The organism is Terribacillus sp. AE2B 122, assembly GCF_902497585.1.
Classification (GTDB): domain Bacteria; phylum Bacillota; class Bacilli; order Bacillales; family Amphibacillaceae; genus Terribacillus; species Terribacillus saccharophilus_A.
On the sequence record NZ_LR700943.1, the window covers coordinates 575,565 to 590,751 of the forward strand.

The following is a 15,187-nucleotide window of genomic DNA, read 5'->3' on the forward strand; positions in this document are numbered from 1 at the left end:
ATAGAGTCTCTCGTTAACTTTGACTTTTAACTGACAAACTCCTGCAATCTGGCTTATTTTTCATTTAAATTACATCATTAGGAAATGGTTTAGAAAATTTACCAAGGTGGAATGTAATCAACTGAAACCAACTAAACCCTAGGAGGTAACAACATGTTCCATCATCAGAAAGTACTTCAATATCCAGCGAAACCAGACAAGCCAGATGCATTATTTGCAAAACAGATGCAGGAAATCCTTGGAGGTCAGTATGGCGAAATCAGTGTTGCCCTTCAGTATCTCTTCCAAGGCTGGAGCGCTCGTGGTGAAGAAAAATATAAAGATTTGATCATGGATACAGCAACTGAGGAAATCGGTCACGTTGAAATGATTGCAACAATGATTGCTCGTCTTCTCGAAGGTGCACCAGTAAATGAACAGGAAGAAGCTGCGCAAAACCCTGTTATCGGCGCCATTTTAGGCGGTATGAACCCACAGCATGCGATTGTTGCCGGCCTAGGACCTCGTCCGACAGATAGCAATGGTATGCCATGGAATGCAGGTTATATCATCGCAAGCGGTAATATGCTCGCAGACATGCGTGCGAATATCAATGCAGAATCTCAAGGTCGTTTACAAGTTGCTCGTCTATATGAAATGACAGAAGACAAAGGTGTTCGCGACATGTTATCCTTCTTGCTTGCACGTGATTCCATGCACCAAAACCAGTGGATTGCTGCAGCTCGTGAATTGGAGGAGAAGAACGGTATTATTGTACCTGGTTCCTTCCCGAAAGAACTAGAAGCAGACAACTTCTCTCACAGCCTGATCAACTTCTCGGAAGGAGAAGAGTCCAAAGAAGGCAGCTGGGCGAACGGTACAGCTCCTGATGGTGGCACGTTCAAATATGAAGAAGCGCCAACAGCGCACGGTGAAAAACAAGAGCTGAATCCAGCGCCAGACTTTATGTATCCAAAATAAGCAGAAGCCCCTTATTAGGGGCTTCTCTTCTATTTAAAAAGAACTTGCTTATAACTGCTAATTAACGTATAATAATCGTTGTCACATTAATTACATATGCGCTCGTAGCTCAGTCGGATAGAGCGGTGGTTTCCGGTACCACGTCTGCCGGGGGTTCGAATCCCTCCGAGCGCGCTAATAAATACAGAAAGCAGCAAGAGTTTGGCTATATGCCGCTCTTGCTGTTTTTTTGTATGCAAACAGGTAATTTATCTCAAACAGAAGCATACAGTAGAAGCATGAAGCGTAATTCTTTGCAGGTATACTAGTATAAATTTGGCTTTAAACAATTCAGAAGATAAAGAGCTGATAAAGATGAATAAGTTCTTCGCTGTCCAGCGCAGGACGTTAGCTAATGAAGTATATAAGCATTTATACAATAACATCATCACCTTACAATACAAGCCGGGACAGATGATTTATGAGAGCGCGATTGCGGAAGAACTAGGATTAAGCAGAACGCCTGTCAGGGAAGCGATTCAAATGCTGGCTTCAGAAGAGTTTCTGCAGATTATTCCCCAAAAAGGTATCAAGGTGAAATATGTTTCGAAAAAAAAGGTACAGGAAGCTTTTCAGGTTAGAAAGAGTCTGGAAGGTGTTGCTTTTCGGGAAGCTGCTGTCAAATGGGATGAAGCTGATGCACAAATGAATAAGTATAAGGCTGATTTAATGCATATTATGGATCAGCAGAGGGCTGCTGCTAAAAGTCAGGATGTCGCTGCTTTTTATCAGCATGATGAGGTATTTCACGATAAAATCCTTGAAATATGCGGTAATCAGACCTTAGCTTCTGTTGTACGTCAAATTAGAGGTCATGTGAATAGAATCCGCTACTTGGAATTCTTTGAGACGAGGGAAATGAAGCGTGTTATACATGATCATGAGGATTTAATTGCGCTGATCCAAAAAAATGATGCAGACGGAGTTGCGCAAAGGCTGAATCAACATCTGGACACAGCAGCCAGTCACTATGGCGACATAATGGAAAAGTATGCTGAATACTTTGAAGCTCACTTTTAGCTGAGGAGCTTTGTGTGATGCCTAACTTGTATACTAGTATGCTAAAAGGAGAATAACGGTATGAAAATTGCGGTACTAGGACTGAATCATGGGTATACACTTGCGCAGCAGGCGAAGAAGACGCCTGGACTTACACTGGCAGCAGTTGCTGGCAATAATGAAAGTGCAAAAGAGCGGGCAAAGGAGCTGGATGTGCCACTATACCAGGATTATAAGGAGCTTATTGATAATTGTCTCTTGGATGGGGTGATTATTACATTGCCGAATCACCTTCACAAGGAAGCTGTTAAATATTGTGCTGATAAAGGATTGCATTGTTTGGTGGAAAAACCGATTGCAGATACAATGGATGCTGCTCAAGAGATGATCGATTATTGTCAGAAGAAGCAGGTAAAGCTTTTAGTAGGTCATCATCGACGTTTTTCTGCAAAGATCAATCACTTGAAGCACTTGCTGAAAAGTGATGTCATAGGTGATTTAGTCAGTGTAAATATGACATGGGCCCTTGCCAAAAACCAGGATTACTACAAGGAAGCCTGGCGCGTAAAAGCAGGAGGCGGACCGCTTTTAATCAATGGCATTCATGACCTGGATAATTTGCTCTATGTTACCGATTTGAAAATTGAAAGCGCTTACGCTGTTGGGCGGAACAAGATTCGTTCTGCAGAGGTGGAGGATGTAGTGACTGCAATATTAGAAGCAGAAGATGGGACAGTTATTCACTACTTTCTGACCGACGGTGTGCCGTCTCCTTGGTCTTATGAGTTCAATGTGAAGGAGAACCCAATCTATCACTTTTATAATGAGGATTGCTATCACTTCTTCGGCACAAAAGGGAGTTTGGCTTTTCCAAGCTTTCGCTGTTATCAATACTGTGAGGAGGAGTATGGCTGGAAGCATCCTTTGATTGAACAGCAATTTGTGCCTGCTGATATTGTTGATCCGATAGCAGCCGAATTAGAGCACTTTGAGGATGTAATGAAAGGGGTGATTATGCCGCGAGTACCCGGAGAAGCAGGGTTAAGAACGCTGGAAGTACTAGAGGCAATCAATCTGTCCATTCGTGAGAAGAGAAGGGTGACACTGTGAGAGAGTAAAGGTAAATAAGCACAATCGTTCCATTCAGGAGAAAGTGGGGGTTGGATGAAACAATTGTTTCTGTTCTTATCACTGATTATTGTAGTGATATTTGTAAGCGCTTGCAATGGTTCTTCGTCCAAGGATGAAGTGAAAGTGATGCGCCTTGCAAACGCTACGCCAGATGATCGTTCTTTGAGTAAGGCACTGTATTTATTTGAAGAAAGACTGGAAGAAGAAACGGATGGTTCCATTGATGTAGAGGTGTATACAAACAGTGTTATTGGCGGAGACAGAGAAGTGTTTGAAGGAATGCAGCTGAATACGATTCAGGGAGCTTCTATGTCAACAGGTCCTATCGCCCAATTTGCCGATTCATTCAACGTGTTTGAGCTTCCATTTTTGTTTGCAAATGAGGAGGAGGCTTATGAGGTATTGGACGGGGACGTTGGAGACCGTCTACTGGATGAACTAAACGAGCAAAACGTAATTGGGTTGAATTATTGGGAAAATGGTTTCCGAATGCTTAGCAATAATGTGCGTGAAATCAAGACGGTGGACGATGTCAAAGGGTTGGATATTCGAACGTTGGAAAACGAATGGCATATGGAGCTTTGGAGTGAACTGGGCGCCAATCCGACTCCGATGAACTACGGTGAATTATATATTGGGCTGGAGCAAGGAACTGTGGATGCCCAGGAGAATCCGGTGGGAAATGTGGTAAACAGTCATTTCTATGAAGTACAGGATCATCTGACTGTGACCAATCACATTTACAATGCGAGTCCATTCATGGTTAGTAAACCTTTTTGGGAGTCATTGACGAAAGAAGAACAAGCAGCTGTACAGAGAATTTCTGATGAAGTACAGCAGGAGCAGCGGAAAATGAATCAGCAGGAAGTAGAAGATAGTTTCGCAATCGTGAAAGAGAAGGGTATGAAGGTTACAGAGTTAAGTGAAGAAGAGCTGGAGCGTTTTCGTGAAGCAACTAGTCAGGTTCGTGAGAGATATATAGATAAGTATGGAGATGAGTGGTTAAAACAGATAGAGGCAGAAACCAATTGATAGATCTAAGGGGGTTCCTATGAAGCCTATTCGATGGTTGAACCGGTACGCGGAAGAAAGCATAATGGTTTTTTTGCTGTCTGTAATGGTCGTCATTATTTCAGCTCAAATTATGATGCGTTTTATCTTGGGATCGTCTATTGGATGGTCGGAAGAGTTGGCGCGTTACTGCTTTATCTGGCTTGTTTTTATCGGAATAAGCTATGGGGTTAAAAAGCAGCGGCATATCAAGATAGACGCGATTTTACAAGTGCTGAAAGGAAAGCAGCAGGTAGTCCTCCATATCATCGTGAATTTGTTATTTCTGTTATTCGCGTTATTCCTGTTAGTTTATGGAGGTAAGATCAGTACCCAAATCTTGCTATGGGGGCAGCGTTCACCTGCTTTGGAAGTAAATATGGGGCTTGTCTATATGGCTGCACCCGTCAGCATGCTGCTGACATCCTTACGTATCATACAGCAGCTGCTGCAGCACATCCATATGCTCCGCGGCGGAGGCGGGGATAAGCTGCCTGAAGAAGAACAAACGTCTGTATATTAATGCTGGAAATACGATATTGGGAGAGTGAGAAATGTCTGCAATCATTATGTTTGGCAGCTTTGGTCTCTTACTGTTAGTAAGCGTCCCGATTGGTATTGCACTAGCTTTGTCTTCCATCGCTACGCTGCTTTTCGCCCAAGATATGTCACTGTCGTTTTTGGCTCAGGGGTTAATTACTTCTGTAGATTCCTTTCCGATCATGGCCGTCCCGTTCTTTATATTAGCCGGGGAAATCATGGGGAAGGGAGGACTTTCAAAACGATTGATCAAGGTAGCAGAGTCGGTAGTTGGGAATGTAGCCGGCGGATTTGCGATGACGACGATTATCACATGTCTCTTTTTCGCTGCAATATCAGGTTCAGGACCGGCTACAGTCGCTGCGGTAGGAGGAATCATGATTCCTGCCATGGTCCAGATAGGCTACAGCAAGCAATTCGCAGCTGGCATAGTGGCTGCTGCAGGAACACTGGGAGTAATCCTTCCCCCGAGTATTCCGATGATTGTGTACGGCGTAGCAAGCGGCACTTCGGTTGGCGATTTATTTATTGCAGGTGTGCTGCCGAGTATTCTTATTGCCGCTCTCTTAATGGTCTATGTCTATATTTATGCCAAGAAAAAAGGATACAGCGGAACCGGAGAAGCTTTCTCGTTAAAGCGCGTGATACGTGCTTTCTGGGATGCTAAATGGGCACTGCTTGTACCTGTGATTATATTAGGCGGAATCTATGGCGGGTTCTTTACGCCAACAGAAGCAGCAGTTGTCGCAGTTGTGTACGGATTAATAGCGGGAGTCTTCCTGTATAAGGAATTGCGACTTAAAGACTTGTACGACGTGTTTCGGAATGCAGCATTGACGACAGCGACCATTATGCTGATCATTGGAGCTGCTACAGCATTCGGTAAAATCATGATCATTGAACAAATGCCAAGCCGAATTGCCAATGGAATGTTATCCATTTCCGATAATCCTGTTATTCTCATGTCACTTATTGTAATCATGCTGCTTTTCATCGGAATGGTTATGGATACAACGGCAGCAATCATTATTTTCACACCGCTATTGATACCTGTTGGAGTCGAACTGGGATTTGATCCAGTTCAATATGGAATGATAATTATTTTGACGCTGGTCATCGGTTTTATCACACCTCCTATCGGCGTAAATTTATTCGTTGCCAGTGAAATTTCCAGCTTGCCGATTATGAAAATCTCAAAAGCTATCGTTCCTTCTATTGCAGTCATGCTCGTTGCACTGATTCTTGTTATCCTCATTCCGGAAATAACACTGCTCCTGTTAGGCGGGAAGTAAACAACAGCTAGCAAATCAGACAGTTATTGCTCAGAAGAAAGAATCATACAGAAAGGTTGATCACTTTGAAGGATCAATTTTCTTTAGCGCATCTGACAGCATTAGCATGTCCTCCCCCAACACTCACTTATATTGCAGCCAGGGCAGGCTTTGATTTTGTAAGCATCAGACCGATTTGTATGGGACTGAAAAATGAACCGGATTATAACTTGGCTAGCAACAAGAAAATGCTGAGACAAACAAAAACAGCACTTCGTGAAACTGGTATCCAAGTGTTAGATATAGAGCTTGCCAAAATAATAGATGGCATGGATCCGAAACAGTACGAACCAGCTTTTGAAGTTGGAGCTGAATTGGGAGCCCGGCATGTGCTTTGCAGTGTTTGGACAGATGATCTGGAATTTGCTACAGATCGGTTTATCCAATTATGTGAATTAGCAAAAACATATCAATTATCGATCGAATTGGAATTTGTTCCTGTGGCATCCATTGCGACGTTAGCGCAGGCGGTCACCATGCTGACCGCCGCTGCTCAGGATAATGCAGGACTGATGATTGATAGTCATCACTTTCATCGTTCAAAGGAAAATGTAAACGATCTCAAAAAAATACCTGCTAATTGGTTTCATATGTTTCACTTATGTGATGCAAGCAAAGAGATCCCAGCATCTAGAGAACAAATGATCCAGATAATGAGAGAGGAACGCCTCTATATTGGAGAAGGCGGTATTCCTATCAAAGAGATATTACGGGAGGTTCCGAAGATCCCATATTCTTTAGAGATACCTCACTTGCAGCGAACAAAGGAATTAGGATTCGAGGAATATGCGAGAAGATGCTTACAATCGGCAAAGGAATATATCAGTCTGAATCTGGATGACGTGAACATATACTAGTGTACAAGATTGATTTTTTGAGAGGTGAGTATATGAGTGGACGAAGTGCCTTGGAGCATTACAAAAATGGCGGCGCCTGGTGGGAAACAGAGATTAGCGACATCAAGAAGAATTCCATCATCCTTCGCGGAAAACGTATTGAGGATCTGATTGGAAATGTATCTTACAGCCAAATGCTGTTTTTTCTGCTGGTCGGCAAGGAACTAACTGAACAGCAAGCTAAATTATTCGAAAGTGTGCTTGTAGCCGGTGCAGATCATGGTCCGCGCGCACCTTCCATAGCGGCAGCGAGAATGGCAGCTACTTGCGGTGTTAGTTTTAATTCGGCAGTTGCCACTGGAATTAATATGCTTGGAGACATTCATGGCGGGGCAGTAGAGGGCGCAATGGAATTGTTATACAAAACGAATACAGAACTGACTTCTAATAAAAATGCTGTGGCGGATACCTTGCAGCAGTTCCTTGCAGAAGGGAAGAAGCTGCCTGGTTTTGGCCATCAGCTGCATGATCGGGATCCGCGAGTTAACAGGCTGTACGATTTGGCACAGCAGGTGATTGATAGCGGAGAGATCACCGGAGATTATCTTGCGATTCTGGAGGATTACCGACAAACGATGTCAGCAGTTAAAAAACGCACGTTTACGATTAACGTTGATGGCATTTCTGCAGCCATTCAGTGTGAGCTCGGTATCCCGGCAGAAGCAGCAAAAGGTATTTTTTCTCTCGCGCGGGGAATGGGAATCGTTGCGCATGCCTATGAAGAACTAATGCAAGGCACTTTGATCAAAGGGCCGTGTCCTAATGAGGAAAAGCTCGTCAAATATACAGGAGATATGCCAGAAGATATGCAGAAGGAGTGATAGGAATGCGAAAGGCCAGACCTTTTGTAAATGGTGTATGGATTGATGATGATCGTGAACCGATCCCGGTGCTGGGTCCTTATAAAAATGAACAAGTTGGCGTTCAAGTCACAGCGAATAAAGCAGAAGTCGACCAGGCGTTGGCAGCAGCCGGTAGCAATAAAAAGCAAATTGCGGCACTTTCACAAGCATTCCGTGCTAAGGTGCTGTATCGGGCTGCGGCTTTGCTGGAAGAACGCAGGGAAGAATTTGCGAACTTGATCGCGAAAGAAGTAGGGAAGGCGCTGAAAAATACACGGGATGAAGTTGCTCGTTCCATAGAGACATTGCAGCTGTCAGCTGAGGAAGCGAAACGACTTTTTGGAGAGACAATTCCGGGAGGAGCTTCAGAGCGAGGAGCATCCTCCATGGCGTTAACTTTTCGTGTTCCTGTAGGAGTTGTTGCAGCTATCACGCCTTTTAACGCACCGCTTAATTTGATATGTCATAAGATCGGACCAAGTTTTGCTGCGGGTAATGTCACCATTCTAAAGCCAGCACCGCAAGCGCCTTTGATTGCGGCTGCACTTGTAGAATTGCTTCTGGAGGCTGGTATGCCGACGCAGGCAATCCACATGATTTTAGGTGAGAAAGAGATAGGCGAGCAGCTCGTTCAGGATGATCGAGTCAATCTTGTTTCTTTCACCGGAGGTGTTCCAGGTGGCAGGCAAATCAGCAAAACAGCGGGCATGAAAAAAGTGTTACTAGAGCTCGGCGGAAATGCGGGAACCATTGTTCATAAAGATGCCAATGTCGAGCGGGCTGCAGCCATTTGTGCGAAAACAGCTTTCAGTAATTCGGGGCAAAGCTGTATTTCCGTCCAGCGTATTTATGTTCATGAACAGATCTTGAAGACATTTGTTGCAGAGCTAAAAGAACGTACAGCAGTGCTTATTGTAGGGAACCCGGAAGAGGAGCGTACAGATGTCGGATGTGTCGTAAATAGACAAACAGCAGAGCGGATCCGCAATTGGATCGATGAAGCTGTGGCAGAAGGTGCAGAGCTCATCCACGGTGGGAATGCGAACGGCGCTTCCATAGAACCGGTAATTCTTCTGCGGCCGAAGAAGCAAAGTAAAGTTGTCTGCCAGGAAGTATTCGGACCGGTAGTCAGTGTGCTGCCATATCACGATTTGGACGGTGCAATCAAAGAAGTGAATGAGTCGGAGTTCGGTCTGCAAGCCGGCATTTTTTCAAACTCACTGGAAGTGATCCGGAAGGCAGCAAAAGAACTGGAGGTCGGCGGTGTTGTCGTTAATGGTTCATCTAACTTCCGTTTGGATCATTGGCCTTATGGCGGCATCAAAAACAGCGGAATTGGCAGAGAAGGTCCCCGATTTGCTGCAGAAGAAATGACGGAAATGAAAATGGTCGTGCTTCAGGATTTGCTGTAACCAAAACAGAAGAGCCAGGAGGATACCTTAGTATGAAAAAGTTGGTTTCGGAGCAGTTAGTCAAATACCTAGAATCTCGCGGTGTGAAACATATATTCGGGCTGTGCGGACACACCAATATAGCTGTGTTGGCGGAATTAGAAAAAAGCACTATCAAGTTCATTAACGTACGCCATGAGCAAATTGCGTCGCATGCAGCGGATGGATATGCCCGAGTAACGAAAAGAGCCGCAGTAGTACTGAGTCACTTAGGACCAGGTTTAACGAATGCTGCAACAGGAGTTGCCAATGCAGCTTTAGACTCTACTCCTATGGTTGTTATCGCAGGTGATGTGCCGAGTTATTACTACGGAAAACATCCGCACCAGGAAGTAAATATGCACGCTGACGGCGCGCAATATGAAATCTATCGTCCGTTCGTAAAGCGAGCGTGGCGTGTTGATCAGGCTGAGCTTTTCCCGGAAATTCTTCAAAAAGCATTCCAGCTGGCAGAAAGCGGCCGCCCAGGCCCCGTGCTCATATCCGTACCGATGGATATGTTTTCGAAGGAGATTGAGGAAGAAGGCTTCAAGCTGCTCAAGCATCACACTCAGGTAGTGGAAAAACCATCCTTAGATGAAGAAACAGCAGCTCGTATAGTAGAGAAATTAGCTGATGCGAAGCGTCCGGTACTGTATGCCGGAGGTGGCGTGGTGCTGGCCGATGCGGCTGAGGAGCTGCGGAAATTTGTGGAGCATATGAACATACCGGTAGCTCATTCTTTGATGGGAAAAGGTGTCCTGCCAGATGACCATAAACTGACACTTGGGATGACAGGCTTCTGGGGCACAAGCTTTATTAATGATCAAACAAAAAATGCTGATTACATTTTCGGGGCAGGCACTCGCTTTTCAGAAGCGGATTCAAGCAGTTGGTATGATGATGTAACCTTTCATTTTCCGAAAACTAAATTGATTCATATTGATATAGATTCGAATGAAATCGGTCGTAACTACCCAGTTGAAATCGGGGCGGTTGCTGATCTGAAAAAAGCTTTCATCGCACTAAATAGGGTAGCTAAGCGCATATATCCGGACGGTATTGATCGTAATCATCAATTAAAAGAAGAGATCGTATCATATCGCAAATCATTACGCGAGGGCATTTCAAAAAATATACACAGCACATCTTTCCCCATGAAACCAGAACGAATATTGGCTGAGGTTCGTGATGTTCTTCCACGGGATGCCTATCTTACAACTGATGTTGGTTGGAATAAGAACGGCGTAGGACAGCAATTTCCTATTTACACACCAGGCTCCATTTTAACACCTGGCGGCTTTGCAACGATGGGCTTCGGTAGTTCAGCTGCTCTTGGGGCGAAAATAGCTGCCCCGGAAAAGGTAGTCGTTTCTCTGATAGGAGATGGTGGATTCGGACAAAATCCTTCCGTGCTCGCAACAGCAAAAGAAGAAAATATCCCGGTCGTCTGGGTTGTTATGAATAATAGTGCTTTTGGTACAATCGCCGGTTTGGAAATGGCGCATTATGACACAACGTACGGAACGAGATTTCAAATTGACGGTAATAGCTACTCACCAGACTTCGCGGCAATTGCGAAAGGATATGGCATAAAGGGAATCAAGATTGAAAATGCCGAGCAATTCAAAGGGGCATTAAAAGAAGCAATTGCAGCAAATGAACCTGTTGTGATTGATGTAGCTATGATAAATGAGCCTGTACCGACAGATGGAAAGTGGAATATTAATGATATTTATTCGCCAGATAGCGAAAAGTCACATGTAAGAATTCCTTAAGAAAGGAGGAACAAAATATGCCAACACCATTGGAAGGTGTAAAAATTCTGGATGTCTCCACGATGATCGCAGCCCCATTTGGGACGGCATTATTAGGAGATTTTGGTGCGGAAGTTACCAAAGTAGAAATACCAGGACGAGGAGATACATCAAGAAGTGTTGGACCATTTAAAGGAGATGAACCGCTGCGCTGGCCCGGTCTGTCACGGAACAAAAAATCGTTAACACTGGATTTGCATAAGACAGCTGGCGTGGAAATTATGAAAAAGCTGGCAGCGGCACATGATATTCTAGTTGAGAATTTTCGCCCTGGCACATTGGAAAAATGGGGAGTAGGCTATGATGTATTGAAAGAGATCAATCCGAATTTAATCATGGTACGTGTTTCGGGTTACGGTCAGACAGGTCCATACCGGGAAAAGGCCGGCTTTGGTACGCCAGCGACAGCGTTCAGCGGTTATACGTATTTGCAGGGGTTCACCGATCGTCACCCGGTAAGTCCGCCGTTTTCGCTGACAGATTATATATGCGGAATTTATGTCGCCTTTGCGGCTGTGACCGCTCTCTATCACCGAGACACAAAGGAATCGGGCTCGGGGCAGATGATAGATGTTGCCCTTTATGAATCGGTTTTTCGAATGATGGAATTTCTCGTAGCCGAATACGATCAGCTCGGTAAAATCCGGGAGCGCTCACCAGGTTTAGCTGGACATTCCTCACCGTCCGGAACCTTTAGGACGAAGGATGGCCACTGGGTTGTACTTGTTACGAGCACGGATACAACCTTCAATCGGCTGGCAGCTGCCATGAATCGTAGTGATCTACTGACTGATACGCGTTATCATACCAATGCAAGCCGGCTGGAGAACAATGATAGTATCAACCAAATTGTTGGAGATTGGATTAACGATCATCCGCGTGAAGCTTTATTAAAGAAGCTCGATGGTGTTGGCGTGCCGATAAGTCCAGTATTGAGCATTGCTGATATATTTGAAAATGAACAGTACAAGGCACGTGAAAATATTGTAGAAGTAAAGCATCCGAGACTTGGGAATATCAAAGTACCTGGTATTGTCCCGAAATTTGAAAAGACACCTGGCAGTATACGTTCAGTTGCACCCGATTTAGGTGAAGATAATGAAGAAATTTTAAAAGGGTTAGGATATTCGCCTCAAGAGATTGAAGCGCTAAAACAAAACGAAGTTATATAAAGTAGTTGCCTGATTCAAATATACTACAACGGCGGCGGAAACAGATTGCGTTAGAGAACTGGATATTGACTGCTGCAGAAATTTAATCAGCAAGGTTTTGGCAGTTGCCAGCCTTGCTATTTTTATTGCGGAAAGTCGTTTGCGTCTTATCAAAATAACTAAGTGATAGCCGATTTTGCTAGGAAGCTATTTTTGCTGCTTTACAAAGCAAAGTAAACAATTATAATGAGTATAGATTAATTAACTTAACTTAACTTTTGTATGAACTATTTTGTTTAGTTAAGCATAAATGGTTAAGTAAGCTTCCCGTATAGTTCTGTAGCAAAAGGAGAAATGAGTTTTGAAGAAGCCAATAAAAGAACAAAAATCCGTATTAATTATTTTATTAAGCAATTTATTTATCGCATTTTTAGGGATGGGGCTTATCATTCCTGTCATGCCGTCATTCATGGATATTATGCACTTATCAGGTAAGACGATGGGTTATCTTGTCGCTGCATTCGCAGGGGCGCAATTGGTCATGTCTCCATTTGCAGGACGCTGGGTGGATCGTTATGGCAGAAAGAAACTCATTACAGCAGGTTTATTTCTTTTTGCCGTTTCTGAGCTGATTTTCGGCTTGGCAACACATGTATCTTTACTTTACCTATCAAGAATCCTTGGAGGAATTAGTGCTTCCTTCATTATGCCTGGTGTTACTGCATATGTAGCAGATATCACTACAAATAAGGATCGTCCGAAAGCGATGGGGTATTTGTCAGCCGCTATTAGTACAGGTTTTATCATAGGACCGGGTCTTGGTGGTTACATTGCTGAATATGGTATTCGAATGCCATTTTATGTTGCGGCAGTCATCGCATTTTTAGCTTGCATATTATCTATCTTCATACTAAAAGAGCCATTGTCCAAGGAACAGCTGGCTGAAATTGCAGCCAGTAAAAAGGGGACTAGTTTCCTGGGTGACTTGAAAAAATCATTGAATCCAATCTACTTCATTGCGTTTTTTATTGTGTTTGTCCTCGCATTCGGTTTGTCGGCATATGAAACTGTGTTCAGTCTGTTTTCTGATCACAAGTTTGGATTTACGCCAAAAGACATAGCGTTAATCATTACTGTTAGTTCGATCTTTGGTGTAATTGTGCAGGTGCTGCTGTTCGGGAAAATGGTCGATGTCATGGGAGAAAAGAAGTTGATACAGCTATGCTTGATTATCGGCGGTGTTTTAGCAGTTGTTTCGACCGTAATTTCTAGCTTCCTATTAGTTCTGACAGTAACGTGTTTTATCTTCCTTGCATTTGATCTGCTGCGTCCGGCATTGACAACATTTCTATCAAGAACTGCGGGCAAGGAGCAAGGTTTTGTAGCTGGAATGAATTCAACATATACAAGTTTAGGTAATATAATTGGTCCTGCACTTGGTGGAATATTATTCGATATAAACATTCACTATCCATATCTATTTTCGGCGGTGATTTTAATTATTGGTCTCGCAATTACCTTCATATGGAAAAGTAACAATCAGCAGGAATCAATAATGGAGAACTAATATCCGTATTTACCTATTTTCATAGTTACAAGCAAGTTTATAGTTTTCTTCCAAGTTGTATGTTCCTTATGGGTAAGCACATGCATACTTTCGTTCCGACGCTCATATAATTCTGCGTTGGATAAAAACGAAAGAGGTGGGAAGCGTATGTTTTTTCACATCAAAGAACTGCAATATCACGCGAAGCCATCAAAGCCGGATCCGGTTTTCGCAAGACAGCTGCAGGAAGTATTGGGCGGACAGTACGGTGAAATCAGCGTTATGATGCAATATTTGATGCAGGGGATGAACACAAGAGGAGCGGAGGATAAATATAGAGATCTTCTCTTTGATACAGGCACTGAGGAGATGGCTCATGTGGAGATGCTCGCTACAATGATAGCGAGGCTTCTGGATGACGCCCCTTTCGAGGATCAGAAGAACGCTTATGAATCAGATCCCGCACTGAATGCTATTATAGGGGGATCGAACCCGCAGCATGGAATTGTAGCTGGCCTTGGAGCTATGGCAGCGGATGCAGCAGGTTATCCTTGGAATGCTAAATATATTATCTCTAGTGGAAATCTCCTTGCTGACTTCCGGGCAAATTTGAATGCTGAATCCCAAGGTCGTCTGCAAGTGACACGCCTTTATGGAATGACAGATGATCCTGGTGTACGAGATATGCTGTCTTTCCTTATCGCGAGGGATACAATGCACCAGAATCAATGGATTGCTGCAATTAAAGAACTAGAAGAGCGTGAAGGGGATATTGTCGTACCTACGACGTTCCCGAGAAAACTGGAGAAGAGCGAAGTTGCATATACACTATTCAACTTCTCACGAGGCGATGCAAGCTCAAAAGGTCGTTGGGCAAGCGGACCGAGTATGGACGGCAGAGGTCAGTTCAATTACGTAGCGGAGCCAGAACCGTTTGCAGGTGCACCAAAGCTCAAGCCGGCACCATTTCTCTTTCATGATACGCCGCCAAAATCAATGATGTAATTATGTCAGACGTACAGGCTGCTGCCTGACGTCTTTTTATTTAGGTTGCTGTCGTCAGCATGCCACTTCTTGTCCGCATATTATGCAGTACAAGAGGGAGGTGTGACATATGGATCCGATTCAAAATGAAACGATGTATCAAGTGCTGGTATTTTCGACGATCCTTGCCCCAATTGTGACTGCATTAATGGAACTGCTGAAGCGGAGTCTTCCCCGATTGAAGCCGTATCATGCATTGCTTAGCCTTTTCGTCGGTGCAGTGCTAGGAGCTGCGGCATATCCGTTTACAGACTTTGAGCTGACAGCAAGGCTTTGGGCAGGCGGCCTTGCTGGACTGGCAAGTGCTGGCCTGTATAATTCGTTCTCCTCAAGAAAACATCCGCCAGACAAATAGTTTAATGAAGTAACAAATAGGCTAATAAATAGTAAAAGTTGTTGATGGAGGTCTAC

Annotated in this window: 14 protein-coding genes and 1 tRNA gene; all 15 read left to right on the forward strand. The window is 44.0% G+C overall.

Annotated elements, in window-relative coordinates; genetic code table 11:
- Window positions 1-153: 153 nt before the first annotated feature.
- The 15 genes from AE2B122_RS08035 (at window position 154) to AE2B122_RS08105 (ending at window position 15,131) form a co-directional block, all read left to right on the forward strand.
- Window positions 154-960 carry a manganese catalase family protein gene (locus AE2B122_RS08035; protein ID WP_175073680.1) on the forward strand — a complete coding sequence of 269 codons (807 nt, stop codon included), beginning with the start codon at window positions 154-156 and terminating at the stop codon, window positions 958-960.
- Between the two features lie 98 nt (window positions 961-1,058).
- Window positions 1,059-1,134 (forward strand) — tRNA-Arg (locus tag AE2B122_RS08040).
- Window positions 1,135-1,314: 180 nt separating this feature from the next.
- The gene (locus tag AE2B122_RS08045) at window positions 1,315-2,019 is read left to right on the forward strand and encodes a GntR family transcriptional regulator (RefSeq protein WP_175073681.1); all 705 of its coding nucleotides are present in this window, start codon (window positions 1,315-1,317) and stop codon (window positions 2,017-2,019) included.
- A gap of 60 nt (window positions 2,020-2,079) precedes the next feature.
- Window positions 2,080-3,108, forward strand: a complete 1,029-nt coding sequence (locus tag AE2B122_RS08050; protein ID WP_175073683.1) for a Gfo/Idh/MocA family protein — start codon at window positions 2,080-2,082, stop codon at window positions 3,106-3,108.
- 54 nt (window positions 3,109-3,162) lie between these two features.
- Window positions 3,163-4,161, forward strand: a complete 999-nt coding sequence (locus AE2B122_RS08055; protein WP_095218440.1) for a TRAP transporter substrate-binding protein — start codon at window positions 3,163-3,165, stop codon at window positions 4,159-4,161.
- Window positions 4,162-4,180: 19 nt separating this feature from the next.
- Window positions 4,181-4,702 carry a TRAP transporter small permease gene (locus AE2B122_RS08060; RefSeq protein ID WP_095218439.1) on the forward strand — a complete coding sequence of 174 codons (522 nt, stop codon included), beginning with the start codon at window positions 4,181-4,183 and terminating at the stop codon, window positions 4,700-4,702.
- Between the two features lie 31 nt (window positions 4,703-4,733).
- Window positions 4,734-6,011, forward strand: coding sequence for a TRAP transporter large permease (locus tag AE2B122_RS08065; RefSeq protein ID WP_095268498.1), 1,278 nt, complete (start codon window positions 4,734-4,736; stop codon window positions 6,009-6,011).
- A 65-nt stretch (window positions 6,012-6,076) separates the two neighbouring features.
- Window positions 6,077-6,907, forward strand: coding sequence for a sugar phosphate isomerase/epimerase (locus tag AE2B122_RS08070; RefSeq protein ID WP_175073685.1), 831 nt, complete (start codon window positions 6,077-6,079; stop codon window positions 6,905-6,907).
- A 32-nt stretch (window positions 6,908-6,939) separates the two neighbouring features.
- Window positions 6,940-7,767 (forward strand): citryl-CoA lyase, encoded by an 828-nt coding sequence (locus AE2B122_RS08075; RefSeq protein WP_175073688.1) that lies wholly within the window; start codon window positions 6,940-6,942, stop codon window positions 7,765-7,767.
- A 5-nt stretch (window positions 7,768-7,772) separates the two neighbouring features.
- Complete coding sequence (locus tag AE2B122_RS08080; RefSeq protein WP_175073690.1) at window positions 7,773-9,200, forward strand: aldehyde dehydrogenase family protein; 1,428 nt, start codon at window positions 7,773-7,775, stop codon at window positions 9,198-9,200.
- 32 nt (window positions 9,201-9,232) lie between these two features.
- Window positions 9,233-10,996: a thiamine pyrophosphate-binding protein gene (locus AE2B122_RS08085; RefSeq protein ID WP_175073692.1), complete on the forward strand. Its 1,764-nt coding sequence runs from the start codon at window positions 9,233-9,235 to the stop codon at window positions 10,994-10,996.
- Window positions 10,997-11,013: 17 nt separating this feature from the next.
- Entirely contained in the window at window positions 11,014-12,207 is a 1,194-nt protein-coding gene (locus tag AE2B122_RS08090; RefSeq protein WP_175073694.1) for a CaiB/BaiF CoA-transferase family protein, read from the forward strand.
- A 340-nt stretch (window positions 12,208-12,547) separates the two neighbouring features.
- Window positions 12,548-13,753 carry an MFS transporter gene (locus AE2B122_RS08095; protein WP_095268503.1) on the forward strand — a complete coding sequence of 402 codons (1,206 nt, stop codon included), beginning with the start codon at window positions 12,548-12,550 and terminating at the stop codon, window positions 13,751-13,753.
- Between the two features lie 147 nt (window positions 13,754-13,900).
- Window positions 13,901-14,737 carry a manganese catalase family protein gene (locus AE2B122_RS08100; RefSeq protein ID WP_095218432.1) on the forward strand — a complete coding sequence of 279 codons (837 nt, stop codon included), beginning with the start codon at window positions 13,901-13,903 and terminating at the stop codon, window positions 14,735-14,737.
- Between the two features lie 109 nt (window positions 14,738-14,846).
- A complete protein-coding gene (locus AE2B122_RS08105; RefSeq protein ID WP_254593456.1) occupies window positions 14,847-15,131 on the forward strand; it encodes a holin in 285 nt (94 codons plus the stop codon).
- Window positions 15,132-15,187 lie beyond the last annotated feature (56 nt).